The 13,955-nt window shown below is 75.0% G+C and carries 17 protein-coding genes; 11 read left to right on the plus strand and 6 right to left on the minus strand.

Annotated features, from left to right (window positions below; all coding sequences use genetic code 11):
• Positions 1–40: 40 nt before the first annotated feature.
• Complete coding sequence (locus DEI86_RS06985; protein ID WP_258376479.1) at positions 41–1,225, minus strand: TIGR03364 family FAD-dependent oxidoreductase; 1,185 nt, start codon at positions 1,223–1,225, stop codon at positions 41–43.
• 142 nt (positions 1,226–1,367) lie between these two features.
• On the opposite strand from DEI86_RS06985, the gene DEI86_RS06990 reads away from it, so the two are divergent.
• The 9 genes from DEI86_RS06990 (at position 1,368) to DEI86_RS16820 (ending at position 5,137) form a co-directional block, all read left to right on the plus strand.
• On the plus strand, positions 1,368–2,072 hold the full coding sequence (locus tag DEI86_RS06990; RefSeq protein ID WP_258368639.1) for a phosphonatase-like hydrolase: 705 nt from the start codon (positions 1,368–1,370) through the stop codon (positions 2,070–2,072).
• A gap of 46 nt (positions 2,073–2,118) precedes the next feature.
• Positions 2,119–2,379, plus strand: a complete 261-nt coding sequence (locus DEI86_RS06995; RefSeq protein ID WP_111013053.1) for a ribbon-helix-helix protein, CopG family — start codon at positions 2,119–2,121, stop codon at positions 2,377–2,379.
• Positions 2,379–2,618, plus strand: coding sequence for a toxin (locus tag DEI86_RS07000; protein WP_111013052.1), 240 nt, complete (start codon positions 2,379–2,381; stop codon positions 2,616–2,618). Before DEI86_RS06995 ends, DEI86_RS07000 begins: the two co-directional genes overlap by 1 nt.
• Before the next feature lie 149 nt (positions 2,619–2,767).
• Positions 2,768–3,208, plus strand: coding sequence for an Asp23/Gls24 family envelope stress response protein (locus tag DEI86_RS07005; RefSeq protein WP_111036155.1), 441 nt, complete (start codon positions 2,768–2,770; stop codon positions 3,206–3,208).
• 2 nt (positions 3,209–3,210) lie between these two features.
• Complete coding sequence (locus DEI86_RS07010) at positions 3,211–3,402, plus strand: hypothetical protein (protein WP_111010714.1); 192 nt, start codon at positions 3,211–3,213, stop codon at positions 3,400–3,402.
• The gene (locus DEI86_RS07015; protein ID WP_111036156.1) at positions 3,399–3,788 is read left to right on the plus strand and encodes a hypothetical protein; all 390 of its coding nucleotides are present in this window, start codon (positions 3,399–3,401) and stop codon (positions 3,786–3,788) included. Before DEI86_RS07010 ends, DEI86_RS07015 begins: the two co-directional genes overlap by 4 nt.
• Positions 3,785–4,363 carry a DUF6286 domain-containing protein gene (locus DEI86_RS07020; protein ID WP_111049128.1) on the plus strand — a complete coding sequence of 193 codons (579 nt, stop codon included), beginning with the start codon at positions 3,785–3,787 and terminating at the stop codon, positions 4,361–4,363. Before DEI86_RS07015 ends, DEI86_RS07020 begins: the two co-directional genes overlap by 4 nt.
• Complete coding sequence (locus DEI86_RS07025) at positions 4,360–4,986, plus strand: hypothetical protein (protein WP_111036157.1); 627 nt, start codon at positions 4,360–4,362, stop codon at positions 4,984–4,986. The genes DEI86_RS07020 and DEI86_RS07025 overlap by 4 nt, the downstream gene beginning before the upstream one ends.
• 19 nt (positions 4,987–5,005) lie before the next feature.
• Entirely contained in the window at positions 5,006–5,137 is a 132-nt protein-coding gene (locus tag DEI86_RS16820) for a hypothetical protein (RefSeq protein ID WP_258370121.1), read from the plus strand.
• Between the two features lie 21 nt (positions 5,138–5,158).
• Here DEI86_RS16820 and DEI86_RS07030 read toward each other — a convergent pair whose 3' ends face one another.
• The 3 genes from DEI86_RS07030 to DEI86_RS07040 are packed head-to-tail and all read right to left on the minus strand — an operon-like array spanning position 5,159 to position 6,674.
• Entirely contained in the window at positions 5,159–5,473 is a 315-nt protein-coding gene (locus tag DEI86_RS07030) for a hypothetical protein (protein WP_111049129.1), read from the minus strand.
• Positions 5,470–6,093, minus strand: coding sequence for a hypothetical protein (locus DEI86_RS07035; RefSeq protein WP_146244874.1), 624 nt, complete (start codon positions 6,091–6,093; stop codon positions 5,470–5,472). Before DEI86_RS07035 ends, DEI86_RS07030 begins: the two co-directional genes overlap by 4 nt.
• Complete coding sequence (locus DEI86_RS07040; RefSeq protein ID WP_111049131.1) at positions 6,090–6,674, minus strand: RNA polymerase sigma factor; 585 nt, start codon at positions 6,672–6,674, stop codon at positions 6,090–6,092. Before DEI86_RS07040 ends, DEI86_RS07035 begins: the two co-directional genes overlap by 4 nt.
• Before the next feature lie 130 nt (positions 6,675–6,804).
• Between DEI86_RS07040 and DEI86_RS07045 the strand changes: the two genes are divergently transcribed.
• Together DEI86_RS07045 and DEI86_RS07050 are read left to right on the plus strand one after the other, a co-directional pair.
• Positions 6,805–7,566, plus strand: coding sequence for a histidine phosphatase family protein (locus DEI86_RS07045; RefSeq protein ID WP_111013045.1), 762 nt, complete (start codon positions 6,805–6,807; stop codon positions 7,564–7,566).
• The gene (locus DEI86_RS07050; RefSeq protein WP_111049132.1) at positions 7,553–8,434 is read left to right on the plus strand and encodes an NAD(P)H-hydrate dehydratase; all 882 of its coding nucleotides are present in this window, start codon (positions 7,553–7,555) and stop codon (positions 8,432–8,434) included. Before DEI86_RS07045 ends, DEI86_RS07050 begins: the two co-directional genes overlap by 14 nt.
• On the opposite strand, the gene DEI86_RS07055 is transcribed toward DEI86_RS07050, so the two are convergent.
• Complete coding sequence (locus DEI86_RS07055) at positions 8,394–9,641, minus strand: PqqD family protein (RefSeq protein WP_111049133.1); 1,248 nt, start codon at positions 9,639–9,641, stop codon at positions 8,394–8,396. The genes DEI86_RS07050 and DEI86_RS07055 overlap by 41 nt on opposite strands.
• Positions 9,638–13,108 carry an acyltransferase family protein gene (locus tag DEI86_RS07060; protein WP_146244875.1) on the minus strand — a complete coding sequence of 1,157 codons (3,471 nt, stop codon included), beginning with the start codon at positions 13,106–13,108 and terminating at the stop codon, positions 9,638–9,640. The genes DEI86_RS07055 and DEI86_RS07060 overlap by 4 nt, the downstream gene beginning before the upstream one ends.
• Positions 13,109–13,955: the final 847 nt, after the last annotated feature.

Below are 13,955 nucleotides of genomic sequence, written 5' to 3' on the forward strand. Positions count from 1 at the left end.
CGGATGGGGAACAGCGCGTGCGTGTCGGGGACCGCGGCCGTCAGACGGGCGCGGGAAGCGCCTCCAGGCCGGCCCACGTGCGGGCCGCGAGCCCGTGCGAGATCGTCATGCCCACGCCACTCGTCACGCTGACGACCGTGAGCCCGGGCGCGGGGTGGGCGACGAGGTACGGCTCGGGCGCGTGCGCGTAGACGCCCATCCAGCGCTGCCGCACCCGGAACCCTCCGACCCCGAGCAGCGTCGCGACGTCCTGGAGCAGGGTCGCGCTGACGCCCTCGTCGAGGAACGGGTCGAGCGTGACGTCGTACCGGTGACTGTCCCCGACGACCAGGCTGCCGTCCGGCCGCTGCGTCAGCATGACGTTCGCGTCCATGGCGACGAGGTCCGGTCGTTCGCGCGTGATCTCCTGCCGGAGCACGGTCGCCGCGGCGGTCTCGGCGAACGCGGGGTAGCGGAGCATGCTCGTGCCGGTGAGCACGGCCGGGGTGATCGACAGCCCGGTGGGCGGTTCCACGAGTGCCATCTGCAGGCCGCAGCGACGGATCCCGTGCTGCTCGGCGAGGTCCGGGTACAGCTGGTCGACGTCGTGCCCCACGCAGACGATCGTGCGGTCCGCCCGGACCGTGCCGCGCGAGGTGCGGACGAGGCCGTCCTCCCATCCGAGGTAGGCGGTGCCCCACCGGAACGTGACACCGCGCGACGCGAGCAGTGCGGCGAGCCCCGCGACGGCAGCGCGCGGGTCGACGCGGACGTCGTCACGGAGGAACGCCCCGCCGACGATCGTCGGGTCGCCGACCCCACCGATCCGGTCGACGGTCTCCGGAGCGGCGAGGAGCCGGACCTGACCCGACTCGCGCGACGCGGCCAGCTCCTCCAGGACCGCGAGTTCGGCCCGGCTCCGCGCGACGGCCACCGCGCCGGATGCGACCGCGGGGAAGCGGCCGTCGTGGGCGTGCCGGAGCCACCGCTCACGGGCGGCGAGCGCCAGCTCGAGCATGTCGCCGGACTGCGCCGTCACGCACGCGTGGCCGAAGTTGCGCACCGAGGCGCCGGTGGCGCGGTGGTCGCGCTCGACGACGAGCACCCGGAGCCCCCGGTCGACGGCCTCGGCGGCGTGCGCGAGGCCGATGACCCCGGCCCCGACGACCACCACGTCGTACCGGTCGGGCCGGCCGCCCGAGGCGGTGGAGGCGGTGTCGTGCAGGTCGGGCGTCGTCGTGTCCACGGCCCGATCCTGTCCGCGAGCGCCCGCATCGCAGGACCGTCCGCGGCGGCGTTCACCGACGGTTCATCCCGGCCCCGTCGCGTTCGACTGCCGTTCACGGTCGCGACGACGCCGCGTCGCACCGCTCCCGTACGCTCTGCCCGTGATCAGCGCAGTGGTGTTCGACATGGCCGGGACGACGATCGACGACCGGGGCGCGGTGTACCGAGCCCTGCGATCCGCCGTGGAGGATGCCGGCGCGCCCGTCGCGGACGCCGACCTGCAACGGTGGATGGGCACCGACAAGGAGGAGGCGATCACGGCCCTCCTCGAGCTCGGGGGCGTGCAGCCGACGCCGTCGATCGTGTCCGCGACCTTCCGCGCCTTCCGCGCGACCCTCGACGACCTGTACCGCGCCGACCCGCCCGTACCGATGGCCGGCGTCGAGGCCGCGCTGGCGGACCTCCGGGCGCGGGGCGTCCGGGTCGCGCTCACCACGGGGTTCGACGAACCCGTCGTGGGGTCGCTCCTCGCCTCGCTCGGCTGGACCGTCGGCCGGGGCCCGGCACACACCGTCGACGCGGTCGTGACGACGTCCGACGTCCGGGCCGGCCGCCCCGCGCCGTACATGATCCACCACGCCATGGAGCTGCTCGGCGTGGAGGACGTGCGCCAGGTCCTGGCCGCCGGCGACACCGTCGTCGACGTCCGCGCTGCGCGGAACGCGGGCGTGGTCGCCGTCGGCGTGTGCACCGGCGCCCTGTCCCGCGCGGAGCTCGAGGCCGAACCCCACGACCACGTGCTCGACGGCGTCGCGGACGTGCCCGCGCTGCTCGCCGGCCGGGAGGCCCGGGTCGGCGTCGCCTGAACACCCCGGTCCCGCGGACGGAGGAATTGCGTAATACGATGACGCCATGTCGAACGAGACGGTGGACGGCGTTCCGGTCACGGATGCGATGGTCGAGGCATGGGCGACCGAGGCGGAAGCCGGGTACCCGCTGGAACAGCTCCGCCGCCGCGGGCGTCGACCGGTGGGCGACGGGCCGGGCACGGTCGTGCCAGTGCGGATGGACGCGGCACTCCTCCAGGCGTTGACCCAGCGAGCCGAGCACGATCACCTGAGCCGTTCGGAGGTCATCCGCGCCGCCGTCCACGCCTGGATCGACGCCGCCTAGTGGATGTCCACCGCTCCGCGGGGAAGCACGGCATCGATGCGACGGACGCCGTCCATGCGGCGGAGCGGTACGTCTATGCGGCACCGCTCGATGACGAGAGCCCTGCCCGCGAGTTCCGCCTGGGTTTCGACGCCGCCGCGCGACTCCTGGAGATCGTGGTGTTGCGATTCGACAGCGGCAACGAGCTGATCATCCACGCCATGCCAGCGCGGTCCCAATACCTGGACCTGGTGGACTGAAGCCGGACGGTCGGCGGGATCGAGCGACGTCCCCCGATCCGTGAGCGATCTCCCAGCCCTCCGGACGTGACGATCGGCCCGGTCGGCACGACTCCCCTGCAGCACCACGGAGTGCGGGTCCGCCCGGACCCACGACAGGGAGGAACACCATGGCCACCACTGCGAGCGCCACCACACCCGCCACGGCCGCGACGGCGACCACATTGAGCTCGACGGGCACCGGCGCGGTCGGCGGCAAGACCGACATCGACAACGCCGTCGTCGCGAAGATCGCCGGCATCGCGGCACGTGAGGTCCCGGGCGTCTTCGCGCTCGGCGGCGGCGCGGCCCGTGCCATCGGCGCGATCCGCGGCCTGGCGAACAACACCGACCTCAGCCAGGGCATCAGCGTCCAGGTCGGCGAGACCCAGGTCGCGGCCGACGTCGTCATCGTCGCGGAGTACCCGACCGACCTGCAGGCCGTCGCCGACGGTGTCCGCACCGCCGTGGCCGGGGCCATCGAGGACTACGTCGGGCTCCAGGTCACCGAGGTGAACGTCAAGGTCACCGACGTGCACATCCCGACGGCCGACGACGAGCAGCAGGCGTGACGATGACCGCAACGCGTTTCGGGATCCTCGTCGCGGCGACACTCGCGATCGTGTGGATCTGGGCCGGGTTCTGGCCCTTCATCGGTGTCGCGGCCGCGATGGCCATCGGTGCCGTCGTCGGGCGGATCACCGAGGGCAAGCTCGACGTCCGTGCCCTGAGCGACGCCGTCCGCGGGAAGCGGTCGTCCTCGTGACGACCGCCACCGCCACGGCCGCGGCGGGTCGGACCTCGACCGGGGTCCGACCCGACCGCACCGACACACCGGGACGGACCCGGGTCACCGCGCGTGCCCTGTCCCGGGTCGTCGCCGCGCTGACGGCGGAGGAGCTCGACGTGGACGCCGACCACGTCCACGTGGACCTCGAGGACCGAGAGGGCGCCCTCGCCGCGATCCTGCGGACGCCGATCGGCGTCCGCGGGCTCGACGCCGACGACGACGCCCCGAGCCTCGTCGAGCGCTGCTCCGCCGCGCAGCGCACGCTGCGCGACCGTGTCCCCGCGCTGACCGGCCGGCACCTCGCGCAGGTCACGCTCCATCTGACCGGCGCGGTCATCCGCACAGAACGGCGGGTCCGATGAGCACCGACCACCTGCTCCGACGGGTCGCCCGCCGCGAGACGCACTCGTCCAAAGCCGTCCCCGCCGTCGTCACCGCCGTGCTGGTCATCCTGGCCTGCGCGTACGCCGGCACGGAGGTCGTCCTGGCGGTGCTCGGGATGCGGCCGCTGCTCGCCGCCCCGGGTGACATGGGCGCCGCCCTCGTCGCCGCGAGCACGGTGGCCGCCGCCTGGCTCATCGTCGGCGGCGTGGTGGTGGCCCTCATCGGGGTCCTTCTCGTCGTCGTCGCGCTCCGGGCCTCCCGGCGTCCGCGACGCACGCTCCACTCCGACCGCACCGTCGTGGTCGTCGACGACCGCGTGATCGCCTCGGCGCTCGCGCGTCGCGCCGCCGACGCCGCGGGCGTCGACCCCGACGCGACCCTCGTCACCGTCGGGCGCCGGACCGCCGAGGTCCGACTCACGCCCACCAGCGGTCTGCCGGTCGACCGGGAGGCCGTGGTCACCGCCGTCGACGACGAGATCGCCCGCTCCGACGCGCGTCCGCCCCTCCGGTCGCGCACCACCATCGAACGCACCGGGAAGGTGGGCGCATGAACGCCACGAACCGCGCGGCCAACCGGCTGTTCCTCCTCGTCGTCGGCATCGTGCTCGTCGCGCTCGGGCTCGTCGGGGTCCTGCTCGGCGCGGTCCCGGCCGTCACGCACGCCTGGAGCGGTGACGCACCCGGGGTCCGGCGGGGCCTGGACCAGGCGTTCGCCGCGACGACGATCCCCGGGACCCGCGCCGACTGGATCGGGATCGCGGTGCTCGTCGCCCTCGCAGTGGTCGTCGCGCTGCTCGTCGTGTTCATCGTCCGTCAGGGCGGCGGCCACACGTCGGTGCTGCTCGAGACCCGCGGCGAGGCGGTGGCATCCGGGCAGGAGGGCGACCGGATCGTCATCGACACCGCGGTCGCTCGCGACCTGCTCGGCGACGCGCTGTCCGGACGCCCGGAACTCGTCACGAGTAGCGTCACCACGTACCGGGTCCGACGCACTCCGGTGCTGCGGATCGCGGCGACGTGCCGGCGCGGGGTCGCCCCGACCGACGCGCAGGCCGTCATCGAGTCGGCACTCCGTCGGCTCGACCGCGCGGTCGGCCACGAGGTCCCCGCGCTCATCGAACTCACCGGCGGCTTCCGCGCACGCATGGCCGCCGCGACCACACGGGTCGACTGACCCGAGGAACGAGGCCCCCGTGTTCGCATTGCTCCGGTACCTGCCGGTCATCGTCGGGATCGTCCGCCACGCGCGGCGCGACCCCCAGGTCCAGCGCGCGCTGGCGAAGGCGAAGCAGCGCCGCGCTGCGGCGTCCCGACGCCGCCGCTGACCCGCCCTGCGGGTCGTCCGTTCACCCGATCCGGCCGACCCGCACGACGATCACGGGGACCGCGAGTCCGACCTGCGTCAGATGCTCCATGACCGCGTCGTGGACCGCGTGGACGACCTCGACGGTCGGCCGGATCCCGTCGACGGCGATCGTCATGGTCACTCCGTCGCGGCTGACCTCGACCGGTGCGTCCGCGGCCGCCGCGCCCACCAGTCGGCGTGCACCGGCCGCCGCCGCACGGACGACGCCGCGACGGTAGACCTGCTCGACGCCGGGCACCGCACCCACCAGGGTCGCGAGTTCGGCTTCGAGGTCCGGTCGTCCGCTGCCGGTCATCGGTCCGCCTCCTGGCCGTCCCGAGGGACGTGGACGTCGCGCACGACGACGTCGATCCCGGCCACCCGCAGTTCGGTGTGCGCGGCGAGTTCCCGGGCGACCGCCCGGCGCAGGTCCGTCACGGCCGTGGGGACCGACCGCCCCCAGACGAGCGACGCGGTGATGCTGATCGACACCGGGGCGTCGAGTTCGGTGACGTCGCCCACGAGGGAGCACCGCCCGACGACCAGTCCGTCCACGCCGTCGCCCGCGCGACGGACGAGCGCACGGATCGCACCCTCGGTGAGCGCAGCGTGTTCGGTGGGTGCCGTGGGCGCGAGCGGCACGTCACGGCCGGCCTGGGCCTCCGTCGTGATGGCCGCGATCACGTTCCCGACCCACGAGTCGTCCCGGTCGGACGCGACCCGACCCTCCTCCTCGAGGAGCGCGGTCGACACCGCGCGGAGCCGCGCGATCGCCGCGAGCGCGTTCTGGCACGCAGGCGAGTCGTCGATGGCCGGATCCGGCGGCTCCATGCCGCGATCGAGGTAGTCGACGAGCTCGTCGACGCTGTGGCCGTCGAGCTGGTCCGGCTCGAGCGCCAGGACGGCGGGGTCGTCGGGCGACGCTGCATCGGTCATCGCCACGCCTCCATCCGGCTCATCATGGTCCTCCGTGCCCGCGAGAGTAGCCCTCGGACGGTCGACACCGGGACGCCCAGCTCCTCCGCGATCTCCTCGTACGACTCACCCACGACCTCCTTGAGGAGCCAGCACCGCTGCTGCCGTTCCGGCAGGTCGGCGAGCACCGCGGCCATCGCCTCGGTCGCCGACCGCGCCTCGACGATCCGGTGGGGGGTCGCGTGCTCCTCGACCGCGACGGCGTCGTCGAGCTCGCCGTGCGGTCGGGAGGCCCGGTGCCGGTCCGCCGCGCGGCGCGCCACGACCCGGAGCAACCACGCGCGGATCGCGGACGGGTCCGTCATCGTGGGCAGCTGCCGCCAGGCGGCCACGAAGGCGTCCTGCACGACGTCGTCCACCTCGTCCGTCCGGCCGAGCGCGCGGAACGCGACCGCCCGGAGGAGCGGACCGTGCCGACGGACCAGGACCTCGAACGCGCGGACGTCCCCGTCACCCGCACGTTCGGCGAGGAGTCCGTCGTCGACGTCCTCGAGGACCACCGGGCGGGTCACGGGTGCGACGGGATCGAGGGCGTCGGCCATGCACACCCGCTTCCGGTGGTGAGGGGGACGACGGACCGGTGCCGCGCCTCCCGGCCGATGCTGCCACCCGTCCGGCGGGTTGTCCGGGCGCCGGGAACCCCGGCGGACGTCGCGGCCTACGGTGGGACGCATGGACGTCACGGAGCTCTGGTTGGTACGGCACGGCGAGTCGACGGCGAACGTCGCGGCGGCGGAGGCCGAGCGGGCCGGGCAGGACCGCATCGTCGTGGACCACCGGGACGCCGACGTGCCGCTCAGCCCGCTCGGCGAGCGGCAGGCACGGGCGCTCGGGGCGGGGCTGACCGACCGGCAGGTCGACAGCGTTCCGTTCGCCGTCTGGGTGTCGTCGTACCACCGCGCGCAGGAGACGATCCGGATCGCCCTCGACACCGCCGAGGTGCCCGCGGTCCTGCAGGTGGACGAACGACTCCGCGACCGCGAGCTCGGCGTGCTCGACCTGCTCACGAGCACCGGCGTGCGCCATCTGTTCCCGGACGAGGCGGAGCGCCGTCGCTGGCTCGGCAAGTACTACCACCGGCCCGCGGGCGGCGAGTCCTGGGTGGACGTGATGCTCCGACTCCGCTCCGTCCTGCACGACGTCGATGCGCAGCACGACGTGCAGCGACTCGTCCTGGCCGCCCACGACGCGGTCGTCATGCTCACGGTCGCGATCTGCACGGGGATGGACGAGGCCGCCCTCCTCGACTTCGCCCGGACCCACACCGTCGCGAACGCGTCGCTCACGCGCCTGACCCGGGACCGCGTCGGCGCCCCCTGGCGGCTCGAGGAGTTCTCGGCGGTCGGTCACCTCGACGACCTGGACACGCCCGTCACCGAGCACGAGGGCTCGATCCCCAACCGCGGAAGCGAGGACGCCCATGCCGGCCGCTGACCGTTCATCGAAGGTCGTCACCCCGAACGTCCTGCGGGAGTGGCCGCTGCCCGAGCCGGGCGGGTCGAAGTACGGCCGCGGCCAGGTGGTCGTCGTCGGCGGGGCCGCGCGCACGCCCGGCGCCGCCATGCTCTCCGCGCTCGCCGCGCTCCGCGTCGGGGCCGGGAGGCTCACCCTCGCCATCGCGGAGTCGGTCGCGCCCCACGTCGCCGTCGCCATCCCGGAGTCCGGGGTGGTCCCGCTCGTCGAGGACGACGACGGCCACGTCCGCGGCGACGCGCTCGACGGCGCGGGCGAGGACCTGTCCGCCGCGGACGCCGTGCTGCTCGGGCCGGGACTCGACGAGCCGGACGGGACCCGGGAACTCGTGCGGCGCCTCCCGGGCCTGGTCGGTGACGACACGGTGGTCGTGCTCGACGCGTTCGCGCTCGGCGTCGCCCCGTCGGTCGCCGAGGACCTCGCGCCGCTCCGGGGGCGGCTCGTCATGACCCCGAACACATCGGAGGCCGGGCGCCTCCTCGGCCGCGACGTCGACAAGGACGACCTGGCCTCCGACCTCGCCGAGATCGCCGATCGGTTCGGCGCCGTCGTCTCCTGCCAGAGCGTCATCGCCGAACCGGGAGGCACGACCTGGGCCATGGGGACCGGCACCGGAGGTCTCGGCACGAGCGGGAGCGGCGACGTGCTGTCCGGCGCGATCGCGGGCCTCGCGGCACGGGGGGCGACCCCCGTCCAGGCGGCCGTGTGGGCGACCCACGTGCACGCGGCGGCCGGGGACCGGCTCGCGGTGCAGGTCGGTCCGATGGGCTACCTGGCGAGCGAACTCGTCACCGAGCTGCCGCGGGTGCTCGTGGAGCACGGGGCGTAGCAGGACCGGTCTCCACGAGCCCGGACGCCCGGAGTTCCTCGACGACCCGGGCGACGAGGAGCGACGGGTCCGCGCCCTCGGGGGTGCCGAACCGTTCGACCGCGTGCCGCACCAGGGCGTCCAGGGACCGGGGCCGGGCGAGCGCGGTCCACACCGCGGCACCGACGGCCTGCAGGACGTGGAGCCGGTCCGCGTGCAGGACGAGCACGTCGTCCCCGTCGCCGACCCAGTCCGTGACGGCGGCGCGGCGGACGGACGCCCCGGGATCGGCGAGTCCGGACGATGACGCCTCGGTGACCGCACGGACCGCCCCGAGCGTGGCCGCCGGACGCCCCGACACGCCGGCGAGGACGCCACCGACGACCGGCGCGAGGTCCCGGGCCTCCGCGTACCGGAGCACCCGCAGGCCGCCGGTCGCGTCGACGAGGCGCCGGAGCCGCGCCAGCGGACGTCCGCGGCGGGACAGGTAGCTGATCTGCCCGAACAGCGGCTCGACGACCTCGGTGACGCGCACGGGTTCGAGCAGCGCCGACGGCAGGGACGGATCGCGATCGAGCAGCAGCACGGCGGCGAGCCAGGGCGCCGGTCCCGCCGACCGGACGAGACCAGCGACGTCCGGCCCGACCTGCGCCTTCGGCGATCCGGCCCGCACCACCGACAACGGCTTGGGGTACGGCACCACCCTCCCGTCGTCCTGCACGCCGAGCGTCTCGTCCGTGACGTACGCGAAGGTGCGCCCGAGTACCTGCGCGGCCGTCGTCTTGCCGCTGCCGGAACGTCCGACGAGCGCCACCGTCGCGCCGGTCACGGGATCACACACCGCGGCGGCGTGCAGCAGCAGGAGGTCCGCGGCACGGGCGTCGATCGCGTGCAGGGTGAGGGCCCGCGCGAGGCGGTCACGGAGCGTGTCCACGTCCGCGGCCCGGACGACGATCGAGCCGGGCCCGTCCGGGGCCCCGGAGGTGCCGTCCGGGACCGCGGCGGCACCGGGGGCGGGCGCCGGTGCCGCGAGCACGGCGTGCACCGTCGTCGACGTCGCCGACGCGCGGTGCGGGGTCCGGCACCAGGACCAGTCCGCGAGGACGCGGTCGCGGCCGTCCTCGTCGAGTCCGTGCAGGCGGAGCGCCACCCGGGCGCCGAGGACGTCGAGGACGATCGGCTCGTCGACGGTCGCGACGCTGAGCGCCCCGAGGGTGGGCCCGGTCACCGCCGGTCTCCCGCCCCGGCGAGCGCGCGGTACGCGGACAGCACGGGGCCGAACACCTGCTCGGGTCGGGCGGCGGTGTCGAGATGTCGGGCCGCCGCCGCGAGGGTGCGGTGGATCTCGGCTGGGTCGTCGATCGCGGCGAGCACCCGGTGGGCGACGGTCTCGTCGTCGGCGTCATCGGGCACCACGACCGCGCGGCCGTCGTCGAGGACCCCGGGGGACCCGACCGCGGCGGTCGCGACCACGGGCCGACGGCGGGCGAAGGCCTCGAGCACGACGAGCGGCAGGCCCTCCCAAGCCGAGGTCATGAGGAGCACGTCGGATGCGTCCAGGGCCGCCGTGACGTCGTCGACCGCACCGGGGAACGCGACCGGTGCGCCGAGCACCTGCGCCAGCCACACCACGTCGTCGCGGAGCGGACCGGTGCCGAGCCACGTCGCCCGGACCGGACGGTGCCGGGCCAGGGCCGCGACCACCCGGACGAAGCGGCGGGGGCCCTTCTGCTCGGTGAGGCGACCGACGCCGAGGACCCGGAGCGGGGCGTGGACGTCCCAGGGACGCACCGGCGCGTCCACCAGCGCGGAGGGCACGTTGCCGACGATCGTGACGCGGTCCGCCGGCGTGCCGAGGTCGAGCACCATCCGGCGGACCTGCTCGCTGACGGCGAAGACCCGTTCGCTCCGGAACGAGAGGTGCCGCATCCGTGCGCGGGGCAGGCAGGTGTGCGCGTGCTCGACCACGTGCGCGCCGGTGCCGGCCACCGCGATCCGCGCGAGCAGCGCGCCCCGGCGTTGGTGCGCGTGCACGACGTCCGGTCGGACGGACGCCACCGCGCGGCGGATGTCGAGCAGTTCGGCGAGCGGGCCGGCGCCCGTCACGACGTGGACGTCGGCGCTCGGCGGAACGCGGTCGACCAGGGGCCCCGGACGGCCGACGAAGGCGCTCTCGACGCCGCGCCGTCCCGTCCAGGCGGCCAGGTCGAGCGCGACGCGCTGCGCGCCGCCCGCGGTGAAGGCGTCGAGGACGTGGAGCACGCGGAGCCGCCGGTCCGCGTCCGGGCCGTGGTGTGCGCCGGGGTCGGCGCCGAGGTCGGCGCCGGGGTCGGCGCCGCGCGGGAGCAGCCGGTGGGGAGCCGTGCCGGTGGTGGTCATGGCGGGACGGTACGACCGACGGAGTGCGCCACCGCGGCCGGACCGGACGTCGGTCGCCCGCGGGTCCCTGGCGTTCACCCCGGGCGTCGCGTTCCCGGGCTCCGCATCCCGCGTGTCGTCACCCGGGGCAGGCGTGGACGCTCCGGCGGTCGTGGCCGACGGTGAGGGCGACGACGACGCGGGGGTCTCGAGGACGCCCGCGTGCTCGAGCGCAGCGCGGATGACGGGTGTGAGGTGTTCGACGTACGCCGCGGTGGGGTGCGCCTGGTCCTTCTTGACGAGCAGGTTCCCGACGAACGCCGGGCATGCGCCGTCGTCGTCGCAGAACCACGGGCGCGTGTCGACGAACGACCCGTGCAGCGCCTTCATCAGGACGATCTGGTCCGAGGCCATGGACAACCATGAGGATGCCGACACCGAGCTCACGCAGGCGCTCGGGCCGGCGAAGTTGCTGTAGCAGTCCTCGATGTCCTTGTCGGGCGGCGGCGGGGCGAGCACGACGACGTGGTCCGCAGCGGGGAGGATCTGCTCCAACTCCGCGCGGAACGCCTCGTTCCAGGCGGCCGCGCTCGTCATCGAGCCCGTGCTGCGGTCGGCTCCGCGGACGACCGTGTTCGCGACGACGACCAGGTCCGGCTCGGTGTCCCGGACGACCTGGACCTCCTTCGCCCGTCGGTCGGCGCAGATGGCGGTCTGCTTCGCGACGTTGCCGACCTCGCGGTCGATGAACGGGCAGGCGTACATCGACGTGATCCGGAGCGACCAGTCCCCCGTCCCGAGGATCGCGGCGAGCGCCGGGACGTAGGCCTGGGCGATGGAGTCCCCCACGAGCACGGCGTGGTGCGGCGCAGCGGGGTCGCCGAACGTGCAGTCGGCGGCCGGGAGCCAAGCGGCCGAGCCGCAGCGCGCCGTGTTGCCGGGCATGGTCTCGTCGGCGGCACGGGACACCGAGGGCGTCAGGTCGGCCGGCCAGGACCGGGCCCGCAGCGCGGCGGTGATCGCGCGGCTGAGCGCGGCCTGCGCACCGGACGACCCGCCGGACGCGGTGCCGGACGATCCGCCGTCGGCCGCAGCCGCGCCCGCACCGTCCGTGCGGACGTCGACCGCACCCTGGGCGCCGTTCAGGGTCACGGCGCTGAGCACCACGGCACCGGTGATCGCGATCGCCGTCGCCGACCAGACGAGCCGGGAGGGCCGCCGCCGGCGCCGGGACGCCGCCCGGTCGGCGAGCCACGCGCTCCGGAGCACCGGCCGCTCGACCAGGTGGTACCCGAGCACCGACGTCACCGCGGTGAGCGCGAGCACACCCGCGACCCACCGGACGTCCGGCCGGTCCTCGCCGAGCACGAACAGCAGGTACGGCCCGAACACGACGACGACGGGGAAGTGCCAGAGGTAGATCGAGTACGACAGGTCGCCGAGGGACCCGGACACCCGATCGGTGAGCGGTGCCCACCGCCGACGGTCCCGCCCGATCCCGGCGGCGAGGACCGCGACGGCACCGAGCACGGGCAGGACGGCGCCGGGCATCGGGAATCCCCGGTCCGCGTCGGTGAGGGCGAGCGCGGTCGCGATCGCGGCGAGTCCGGCCCACGCCAGGACGTGCCGGACGGCCGTCGGCAGGTGCTCGAGTGCGGGCGCGACGACCGCGAGACCCGCCCCGAGGAGCAGCTCCCACGCCCGGGAGGGCGTCGAGAAGTAGGCGACCGTGGGGGACGCTGCCGTCTCGTACGCCGACCAGGCGACCGACGCGGCGCCGAGCACCGCGACCGCCACGGCCGCCGGCACCGCGGTCCGGCCGGTGCCGACGCCCCGTCGCCGACGCGCGGCGAGGGTCAGCACACCGAGGAGCACCCACGGCCACACGAGGTAGAACTGCTCCTCGACCGACAGGGACCAGAAGTGCTGCAGCGGCGAGGTCGGCCCGTCTGCCTGGAAGTAGTCGGTCCCCGTGGCGGCGAAGTGCCAGTTCGCGACGAGGACGGCCGCCGCGAGTGCGTCCCACCGCACCGCGTCCCACCGTGCCGGACCGAGGACCAGGGCCGTCGCGGCGGCGGTCACGGCGAGCACGAGGACCGCCGCCGGCAGGATGCGCCGGATGCGGTGTCGGGTGAAGCCGACGATCGAGATCGTCCCGGTCCGCCCGTGCTCACGCAGGAGCAACCCGGTGATGAGGAACCCGCTGATCACGAAGAAGACGTCGACCCCGACGAAGCCGCCGCGCGGTGCGTGGAGCGTGTGGTCCGCCACGACGGCGAGCACCGCGACCGCCCGGAGTCCCTGGACGTCGCGTCGCTTCCCTGGTCGATCCGTCACCGCGTCCCCGCCCCTCGTCCCGGGCGACCCCGCTGCCGGTCGCACCCCGCCGATGATCGGTCCCCGCGTCCGGTCCCGAGGGGCACGGCCACGGCCGCCCGGGACTCCACCGGTCCCGGTTCGCCTCCGCGGTCACCCGTCCCCGGGGCGGACTCACCTGGCGGCGCGCCGCATCACCCGGTGCGCCGCCTCGATGCCACCCGCGGCGTGCCGGTGAGGGCCCGGACCATGTCGGGGGCAGGAGGGTGGCCGGGGCGGTGATCCGGGCCTCCCGGACGGCCGCTGGCCCTCGGGAGGGCGCGAGTGCGGCGCTCCCGAGGCGATAGGAAACGGTGTGCCACCCGTCACCGTCCTCGCCCTGGCCGCGTCCGCCGGGCTCCTGGTCGTCGTCGCGTTCCTCGTGCTCGTGCCGGCGGCCACCGTGCGCGCCTGGGCACTCGTGCTCACGCTCGCGGTCACGGCCGTGGTGGGCAACAACAGTGCGCCGCGCACCGTGTGGGTGCCGGCCTTCGCGCTCTGCGCGGTCGTCCTGCTCGTCGCCGTCGCCCGGGTCGGTGCGGTGTCGGACCTGACCGCGCCGCGCTTCCTCGTCCCGACCGCCCTCTGGGTGTGGATCGGCGTCGGCGCCCTCCTCGCGGGGTCGTACTCGACCTCGCGTCTCACGGTGTACTTCGGCACCGCCGTGGTGGTCGCCCTCGTCACGGCGCACCTCGACGCCCGCGGCCTCCGCATCGTCCTCATCGCCGTGCTCGTCATCGCCGCCGTCGAGGTCGCGTGGACCGCCGTCGACCTGGTCACGGGTGCCACGCCCATCTGGGGTCAGCGTGGTGGGGTCTCCCGCCCGAAC

Origin of the sequence: Curtobacterium sp. MCBD17_028, from assembly GCF_003234875.1 — a bacterium.
Lineage (GTDB): Bacteria > Actinomycetota > Actinomycetes > Actinomycetales > Microbacteriaceae > Curtobacterium.